This is a genomic window from Brevundimonas sp. UBA5866 (assembly GCF_002432125.1).
In the GTDB taxonomy this organism is placed as follows: domain Bacteria; phylum Pseudomonadota; class Alphaproteobacteria; order Caulobacterales; family Caulobacteraceae; genus Brevundimonas.
Map to the genome: position 1 here is coordinate 1 of NZ_DJFS01000017.1, position 7,835 is coordinate 7,835.

Here is a 7,835-nt window from a genome sequence, read left to right on the forward strand (position 1 = left end):
ACTGATGGCGCAACGCGGAATAGACGTCAGCTACGAAACGATCCGGTGCTGGACGATCAAGTTCGGGCCTCTGATTGCACGGCGGCTGAAGAAACGGAGAGTGCCCCCGACAGGCCGTTGGCATCTTGATGAGATGGTTTGCAAGATCGGTGGCCGACGCATGTATCTGTGGCGCGCAGTCGACGACGAAGGCGAGGTTTTAGACGTCATCGTCCAGCGTCGGCGGGACACAGAGGCGGCTTTGAAGCTGATCAAACGTCTTTTACGCAACCAACCTGTCGAGCCGGAAACCATCACAACGGATGGGCTGGCATCGTACGGTGCGGCGCTTGAGCAGTTGGAACTGCGGCATCTTCACCGACCCGGCCGACTGCGAGATAACAACCGTGGCGAGAACTCTCATCTACCGATCCGGCGACGAGAGCGGCAGCAGCGACGGTTTAAATCCCAAGCCTCAGCGCAAAGATTTCTCACCACGCACGCGGCGATCTACAACACCTTCAACATCCAGCGCCATCTCATCAGCAGATCCACACTTCGTCGCTTTCGCGCCGATGCTGATACCGCTTGGGCGGCGGCTACCGTCTGAAAATGAGCAGGCTAGGGGGCTTTCGGCTTCGCTCAGTTAAGCTGACAGCGCCTCTGATTTCTCGACCCGGTCTTCGCGTACTGCGACGTCAGGCCGAAACCGCTTGGTCGGCAGCGACGCAAATGGTCTAAAATCGGCAAGGGGAGGTCTGATTTTTGCTCAGACCGATTAACTTGTCAGCGCCCTGGCAGGGTATCGTGTTGAAAAAGCCGGCCAACTGACGCGCCTGCCGGCGTGAGTTTTCTTGGTTGCGCGTCCCTGAGCGGCGGATGGGCTGGTCAGGGACGCAATCCTCGCATCTCGCGGGTATTTCTTTGAACGGATTAACAGACACGGTTCTTTCGCGCGACTGTCGTTCCGAATTCTCCGAGCTTTGCATTTAGCTTCGTGAACGCTGGCTAAGCGTCGCCTTAGTAGAGGGGGCGTTCATGGTACCGCGTAACCAAATCAGATCGATTGTTCCGGCCTTAATGATCCTCGGGACGTCGCTGGCAGGCATTCAGACTTCTACGGCCGAGGCTCGCGAGATCGCCGCGACAGCGCTGCCTTTGACCCAGAATGGCGGCACATGGGATGCCGGTCATGTGCAGGGCATTGCCATCGATCGCGTCAACGGTTTCATCTATTATTCCTTCACCGATCTGCTGGCCAAATACGACTTCCAAGGCAACCTCGTGGGGACGCTGGTCGGCTGGACGGGGCACCTCGGCGATCTGGCGTTCAACCCCGAGAACGGGAAGCTCTACGGCTCGCTGGAGTATAAGGCCGACGAAGCCTTCTATATTGCCGTCATCGACGTGGCGGGTCTGGATCGTGTTGGGGTTTCGGCGGCTGCGTCGCCCTTCCAGACCGTTCATCTCGCAGAGGTGGGCAGGGACTACGCCGCCGACATGGACGGCAATGGCCGGTTCGACGGCAACATCGCCGAGACACCGGATCATCGCTATGGCGCATCGGGCATCGATGGCGTGGCCTTCGGCCCGCGCTTCGGATCAAAAGATGGTCCGCAACTCCTGACCGTGGGCTATGGCATCTATAGCCACACGGGCCGCACCGATAACGATCATCAGGTGCTGCTTCAGTACGATGTGTCGGGCTGGGATGAGCTGGCGCGTCCGTTGGTCGAAAGCCAGCCGCACCGCAGCGGCCCAACAACCCACGGCGGCAAGTATTTTGTCCGCACCGGCAACACCACTTACGGCGTGCAGAATTTGGCCTATGACGCCGCCAGCCAGCGCTGGTTCATGGGTGTCTATGCTGGCCGCAAGCCGCACTTTCCGAACTATCTGATGTTTGCCGTCGAGGCGGATGCCCGACCGGTCATGGGCGACCTTGTCGGCGTGCTCGCTGCCGACGGAAACGGCTGGGAGCAGGGGCTGCTGTTGCCGCTCGCCGATGACGGTCTGCGCGATCCCGCTACCGGTATTCGGGGCTGGAACCAGAAATCCGATGTCGGACTGGAGCCTGTCGGGGATGGCCTTTTCTATCTGGCCGTCAACTCCGGCGGTCGCGGTGCCCAGACCGCCGACATCGCCCTGATGCGCTGGACGGGAAATCCCGACCAGCCATTCCTTCCCGTGACCCCCCCGACGTCCCGTTGAGGCCAAACCCTGCCTCGGCAGGGTGACCTCTTTCCCAATCCATTTTTCAATCGTTCGAGTGTTTTCAATGAAAGCGCGTTCTTTCCATCTGTCTGGCGTCAGCCTGCGTGCACTTGCCATCCTCTCGTCTGTGACGGCGGCGTGCGCCGTCGCTCTGCCCCAGGTCGCGATGGCCGACACGGTCGTGGCACAGTCTCAGGTCGATACCGGCGCGGTGCGCGGCCGCGTGTTCGACACCGTGTCGGGCGAATATATCCGCAACGCCGAAGTGCGTGTCGCGGGCACCAATATCGTGGCCTATACCGAAGACAGCGGCCTGTTCCGCCTCAGCGGCGTGCCCGCAGGTTCGGCTACGCTGATCGTGCGCTATGCCGGTCTTCAAGATGGCCTTGCGGAGGTGACGGTTGCCGCTGGTCAGACCGCAACGGCGGATGTGCAGCTATCCGCCCTGTCGTCGGCGGGCGGTAACGCTGTCGCGACGGTGGACGAGGTTGTGGTCACGGCTGCGCGCGGTGGTCAGGCCAAGGCCCTGATGGAACGCCGCGTGGCCATGAACGCCAAGAACGTGGTGCCTGCCGACAACTTCGGTGCCCTGACCATGGGCGACGTTGGCGAGTTTATGAAGTCCATGCCGGGCCTGTCGCTGGATTACACCGAGGTGGACGCCACGGCGGTGCGCATTGGCGGTCTGCCGCCGAAATACTCGACCTTCACCATGGACGGCGCGCGTATGGCGACGGCCACGTCCAACAACAATTCGGGCCGTCAGAACTCGTTCGAACAGATGTCGATTACCGGCATCGACATGATCGAGCTGAACCACACCCTGTTGGCCAGTATGGATGCGGACTCGCCGGGCGGCAGCATCAATCTGCGCAGCCGCTACGCATTCCAGCTTCCGGAACGCCAGATCCGCTTCCAGCTTGGTGGCGTGGCGACCTCTGACTCGGCCCTGTCGCCTCACTATATGCCGGACGACAAGAAGCACTCCAGCATCTTCCCGTCGGCCCAGTTCAGCTATGCAGACGTCTATATGGACGGCCGTCTGGGTCTGGCGTTCAGTGCCAGCCACAATGCCAACTATGTGCAGCAGGACCGCATCCAGACCGATTGGTCCTACCTGCCGGACGGCCGTGTGATCCCGTACCAGGTGATGTGGCGTCCGGGGCCAAAGATGACCTCGCGTACGGCGGCCAATCTGGCGCTGGACTACCAGTTCACCGACCAGTTGGTGTTTTCGCTGCGCAGCAACTACTCGTTCTATGACGTCGAGTATTTCAACCAGTACACCTATCTGAACTTCGGCACGACCAGCCGCTCGTATACCACGCCGGACTCGACCGGCACCCGCATCGAAGTGAATCCGGATGGTCGCAACACCCGCCTCTATACCGGTTATTCGCACCGTTATGCCGGTACGCCGACCTATCTGATCGCGCCGAAACTCGAGTACAAGGGCGAGACTTGGGAAGCGGCTCTGCGCGGTAGCCTGTCGGGTGCCGAGTTCAACTTCCGCGACACCAGCAAGGGCTTCTTCCAGCGTACCGATACCCAGTTGACTGGGATCGGCTTCCTGATGGAGCGTGACAGCCCGCGTTCGAACGCCTGGTACCTGACGCAGACGGCGGGCCGCCCGTGGGGTGATCCGGCCAGCTTCAACCGCGATATGGATATCGGCAACAACATCCGCACGGCAGAGTCCGACGCCAAGAACGAGATGATGTCGCTGAACTTCGACGTGAAGAAGCGCCTCAATCTGGGCAATGTCCCATATACGCTGATGGCCGGCCTCGGTAGCCGCTCAAATGACTGGGCCACGAACGAAGGCTCGTGGCAGCAGTTCCAGTATGTGGGCCCGAACGGCGATCTGAGCCAGATGTCGCCTGAGGCCGGTGTGCCTGCCACCCAGAAATACCGCTTCGAAATCATCGGCTTCGATGCCGGTAATATGAACACCCAAGGCTGGCGCGCCGACAGCAACTACGGGATGTACGACATCTACCGCGAGCATCCGGACTATTTCGTTCCTGACGAAGTGGGCAATCTGAAGCGCCGTCTGGATAACAACAAGCGCGTTCAGGAAGACATCACCTCGGCCTATTTCGAAGGCAATGCCGATGCTGGGCGCGCGCGCTTCAACCTCGGTCTGCGCTATGAAAACACCGAGACCGCAGCGCGTGTTGCCGTCATCCGTCCTGTCAAGGAAGTGACGGAGGCTGGCCTGTCCGTCAGCACCGTCGAAGGGCTGATGTACCAGTACAACAACGGCACCTATCAGGATCGCAAGGGCCAGTACGACGACTGGTTCTGGAGCGGTGGTGCGAAGTTTGACTTCACCGACCGTCTGGTGGGTCAGGCCTCGTTCAGCCAGTCGATCCTGCGTCCGGACTACGGCAATCTGGGTGGCGTGGTTTCGGTCAATGACGAGACCATGATGGTCACCGTGCCGAACCCCGAACTGCTGCCGGAGCGTTCGACCAAATACTATCTGAGCCTGCAGTACTATCTGCCCGCTTCGGGCCTGATCGGCTTGTCGGCCTATCAGCTGGATATGGAAGATATGCAGGTCACCGGCATGACGGTGAACCCGGAGGATGTCGGCTTCGATTCGAATGAATATGCAGGCTATACCTTCCGCAGCGCGCAGAACCTGCCGGGTACCAGCACCAACCGCGGCTATGTGGCCGAGTACAACCAGCAACTGAGCTTCCTGCCGGGAGTATGGAAGGGGCTGGGGGTGAATGCCTCGATCACCTATCTGGATCCGGATGGCGAGCGTCAGGGCACGCCAAAACAGTCGGCAAACTGGGGCGTGCGCTACCAGATCGGCCGGTTCGACTTCAACCTGAATGGCAACTGGCAGTCGAAGTACCGTGTCAGCGGTCTGAACAACACGCCGACCACGGCCAACAACGGCATCCTGTACCATACCGCCCGCGAGCTGTGGAACGTGAGCGTCAACTATAAGATCAACGACAACTTCGATCTGATGCTGGCTGGCCGCAACATTTTCAACTCGCCGGACATCATCTACTCGAACGAGCGCGACCGTGTGCAGCAGTACACCGTCTATGGCTCGATGTGGAACATCGGCATCAAGGGCGTTTTCTAAACCGCTCTGACCTCTGAACAGCTGTGGCCGCGCGATCACCGTCGTGCGGCCACAGTGCCAATAGGGGCAGATGCCGGACATCGCCCCGTTATTAATCTCGGGATTGCAAATGACACTACTGCTTGACCGTCGCCGTTTGGTGCTCGGCGGAAGTCTGGGTTTGATGGCTCTGGGTTTGCCCGGCGGTGCTGCGATGGCCCAGCAGGTGCTGGCGGCCACCGGCTTTACCCATGGCGTTGCCAGTGGCGAGCCTGCATCCGACAGCATGCTTTTGTGGACGCGCTATGTACCGTCCGGTCAGGGCAGCGAGGTGACGCTCGATGTCGAAGTGTCTACGGATCGGAGCTTCAATCGCATCCAGCACCGCGAGCGGGTGCGCACCGGCGGCTATCGCGACTGGACCGTAAAGGTGACCGTCGACGGTCTGGCCGCTGGCTCGACCTATTGGTACCGCTTTGTGGGCCCTGATGGCAGCTATTCGAGCGCAGGCCGTATGTGCACCTTGCCGGAAGGCAAGGCCGAGCATTTCCGCATGGGGGTGTTCTCGTGCTCCAACCTGCCGATGGGCTGGTTCAACGCCTATGCCCATGCGTCCAAGCGCGAGGACGTGGATCTGTGGTTGCACGTCGGCGACTACATCTATGAATACGGCATAGCCTCTTATTCAGACGCGGACCGCATCGCCGAGCGCGTTGTCCTGCCCGCGCATGATCACGAGATGGTCGCGCTGGCCGATTACCGCCTGCGCTTTGCCTGCTATCGGGCCGACCCCGACGTTCAGGCGCTTCATGCCTCGGCCCCGATGGTTTGTGTGTGGGATGACCATGAATCCACCAACGACAGTTGGGAAGGCGGCGCGCAAAACCATCAGGCCAACGAGGGCGACTGGGCAACCCGCCGTGCGGCCGCCGTTCAGGCCTATCTGGAATGGATGCCGATCTCCGAGGAGCCGTGGAAGGCCTATCATATCGGTGAGCTGGCGACCCTGTACCGCACGGAATCGCGCCTGATCGGCCGGACCCGTCAGGCGGATATCGGTGCTGCCTATCGTGGAGGTACGGCGACCGCGCTGTCGAACTTCCGCGATGGCGAATGGATGGACCCGACCGCCTCCATGCTGGGCTCCACTCAAGAGGCCTGGATCGAGCGGGAGTTCCGCCGCAATGCCCGTTCCTCGGCGTGGCAACTTGTGGGTATGGCCTGCATCATGGGTCGTACAGTCATGCCGCAGGAAGCTGTTAGCTGGTTGCGGAGCGACGTCAGTAACGGTGCTCGCAACAGCTATATGAATGCGGCGCGGGCTGGCGCGGTGGGCTTGCCGATGTGGATGGACCGTTGGGATGGCTATCCTCAGGCGCGCTCGCGTTTCCTGAAGGCGGCGCAAGAGGCCGATGCCAATCTCGTCGTACTGTCGGGCGACAGCCATAATGCATGGGCCTATTCCCTGTCCGAAGACGGGCGTCCGGCGGGCGTTGAGTTCGCGGGACAGGCTGTAACGTCCAACGGTATGGAGCGTCAGATGGGCGTCGATCACGCCCGTGTCGCGCGTGGTTTCGTCGAAACCAATCCCGAGATGGCATGGGCCCAGACCCATGGGCGCGGCTATATGATGCTGGACGTGAAGCCGCACCGTGTCGAGAGCGAGTGGATATTCTTCAACACCACGAAGCAACGCGACGAGACGGTCGCCAGCACACACCGCATCCAAGTCGACAAGGGGCATCGGCGCATCCAGGCGTAAGCGCCTTTCCACCGCGACGTTTCGAACAGCCTGCGCTTGCGCAGGCTGTTTTTGCGACAGGCCTATGGGGGCGGGGCCCGAGCCGGGGTGCTGTCAGTATAACGCTAAAGGTGCTCCACTTCGAAGGCTGCAAGCCATTGGTGGAGAAGGCGTTTTATGAAACCGCTATCGTTTAAGCGACACCGCTTTCCAGGCGAAGTGATCCGTCATGCCGTGTGGTTGTACTTTCGCTTTAATCTTAGCTTCCGCGACGTCGAGGAACTGATGGCGCAACGCGGAATTGACGTCAGCTACGAAACGATCCGGTGCTGGACGATCAAGTTCGGGCCTCTGATTGCACGGCGGCTGAAGAAGCGGAGAGTGCCTCCGACAGGCCGTTGGCATCTCGATGAAATGGTCTGCAAGATCGGAGGACGGCGCATGTATCTGTGGCGCGCAGTCGACGACGAAGGCGAGGTTTTAGACGTCGTTGTCCAGCGCCAGCGGGACACAGAGGCGGCTTTGAAGCTGATCAGACGTCTTTTGCGCAATCAACCGGTCGAGCCAGAAACCATCACGACGGACGGGTTGGCCTCGTACGGTGCGGCACTCGATCAGTTGGAACTGCGCCATCTGCATCGCCCTGGCAGGCTTCGTGACAACAACCGTGTTGAGAACTCACATCTGCCGATCCGACGACGGGAGCGGCAGCATCATAGGTTCAAATCCCAAGCCTCAGCCCAGAGATTTCTCACCACCCACGCCGCGATCTACAACACCTTCAACTTCCAGCGCCATTTGATCAGCAGACCC

5 protein-coding genes are annotated in these 7,835 nt (G+C 60.5%); all 5 read left to right on the forward strand.

What is annotated here, in order from left to right; genetic code table 11:
- Positions 1-589, forward strand: a 589-nt coding sequence (locus tag B3H86_RS01335) for an IS6 family transposase (RefSeq protein ID WP_292050764.1), incomplete at its 5' end; no start/stop codon positions are given.
- A gap of 470 nt (positions 590-1,059) precedes the next feature.
- Entirely contained in the window at positions 1,060-2,190 is a 1,131-nt protein-coding gene (locus B3H86_RS01340) for a hypothetical protein (protein ID WP_292050765.1), read from the forward strand.
- Between the two features lie 67 nt (positions 2,191-2,257).
- Positions 2,258-5,302 (forward strand): TonB-dependent receptor, encoded by a 3,045-nt coding sequence (locus B3H86_RS01345; protein ID WP_292050766.1) that lies wholly within the window; start codon positions 2,258-2,260, stop codon positions 5,300-5,302.
- Positions 5,303-5,411: 109 nt separating this feature from the next.
- Complete coding sequence (locus B3H86_RS01350) at positions 5,412-7,043, forward strand: alkaline phosphatase D family protein (protein WP_292050767.1); 1,632 nt, start codon at positions 5,412-5,414, stop codon at positions 7,041-7,043.
- Positions 7,044-7,199: 156 nt separating this feature from the next.
- Positions 7,200-7,835 (forward strand): IS6 family transposase (locus tag B3H86_RS01355; RefSeq protein WP_292050768.1); only part of this gene is annotated, 636 nt, incomplete at its 3' end.

Coding starts and splice junctions, on each gene's coding strand:
- B3H86_RS01340 (WP_292050765.1), top strand. CDS start 1,060: ATGATCCTCGGGACGTCGCTGGCAGGCATTCAGACTTCTACGGCCGAG.
- B3H86_RS01345 (WP_292050766.1), top strand. CDS start 2,258: ATGAAAGCGCGTTCTTTCCATCTGTCTGGCGTCAGCCTGCGTGCACTT.
- B3H86_RS01350 (WP_292050767.1), top strand. CDS start 5,412: ATGACACTACTGCTTGACCGTCGCCGTTTGGTGCTCGGCGGAAGTCTG.